At 38.9% G+C, this 529-nt stretch carries 1 rRNA gene; it reads left to right on the plus strand.

Features of this window, described 5'->3' with window-relative positions:
• Window positions 1-138: 138 nt before the first annotated feature.
• Window positions 139-529: ribosomal RNA gene (locus CSGHG_RS23810) — 23S ribosomal RNA — on the plus strand; the annotation flags it as partial.

Genomic DNA, 529 nt, shown 5'->3' on the forward strand with positions numbered 1-529 from the left:
ATTTTTGTTCTTTGAAAATTGCACAGTGATAAAAAGACATTGTTAGACCTTTAAATAAAGATATAACAATTTCGTCAAGACAATAAAAACCTTAAAATATAAACTATTTTATGCGAATTTTTGTATAAATGACTGATAGGTCAAGCTACAAAGGGCGCAGGGTGAATGCCTTGGCACTAGGAGCCGAAGAAGGACGTGATAAGCTGCGATAAGCTTTGGGTAGGCGCAAATAGCCTGTGATCCAGAGATTTCCGAATGGGGAAACCTACTTAATTATATTAAGTACCATATGCTGAATACATAGGTATATGGGGGTAAACCCGGGGAACTGAAACATCTAAGTACCCGGAGGAAGAGAAAGAAACATCGATTTCCTAAGTAGCGGCGAGCGAACGGGAAAGAGCCCAAACCAAAGCCTTTGGCTTTGGGGTTGTGGACAGAACATAAAAGTGTGAAATTTTTAGTTGAAGATAGCTGGAAAGCTACTCCGTAGAAGGTAATAGGCCTGTAAGCAAAAAGAATTAAACAT

Origin of the sequence: Clostridium senegalense JC122 (assembly GCF_000285575.1) — a bacterium.
Classification (GTDB): Bacteria; Bacillota; Clostridia; order Clostridiales; family Clostridiaceae; genus Clostridium_J; species Clostridium_J senegalense.